We start from the raw sequence: 394 nt of genomic DNA, 5'->3' as shown, positions 1-394 counted from the left end.
GCAAGGCTTCGAGCGGATCGCCGAGGCCGGCGCCGTGAACGGCAGGCGCCCGATCGACCGCTTCAGCCTTGCGCGCCATCATCGCCGCGTCGGCGCCCGATCCGGGCCCGACCCAATCGATAACAGCGCCGCCGAACAGCGCGGCGCATAGAGCGGCGGCGACGGTGGAATTGCCGACGCCGAGATCGCCGAGGCAAAGGAGATCGGCGCCGCCGGCGACCGCTTCCATGCCGAAGGCCATGGTGGCGGCGCAGCCGCGTTCGTCGAGCGCGGCTTCCTCGGTGATGTCTCCGGTCGCAACATCCAGCGCCAGGTCGAAGACCTTGAGGCCGAGGTCGTTGGCGATGCAGACCTGGTTGATCGCCGCTCCCCCGGCCGCGCACAGTTCCACCGC

General features: G+C 70.6%; 1 protein-coding gene. It reads right to left on the bottom strand.

All coding sequences use genetic code 11. The annotated features are described in order from the left end of the window. Nucleotides 1–394, bottom strand: a 394-nt coding sequence (locus EN780_RS38335) for a nicotinate-nucleotide--dimethylbenzimidazole phosphoribosyltransferase (RefSeq protein WP_189557224.1), incomplete at both ends; no start/stop codon positions are given.

This window comes from Mesorhizobium sp. M4B.F.Ca.ET.089.01.1.1 (assembly GCF_004022605.1).
GTDB classification, from domain to species: Bacteria; Pseudomonadota; Alphaproteobacteria; order Rhizobiales; family Rhizobiaceae; genus Mesorhizobium; species Mesorhizobium abyssinicae.
The sequence above is the reverse complement of the archived record's forward strand: the minus strand, read 5'-3'. Positions and strand labels throughout refer to the sequence as shown.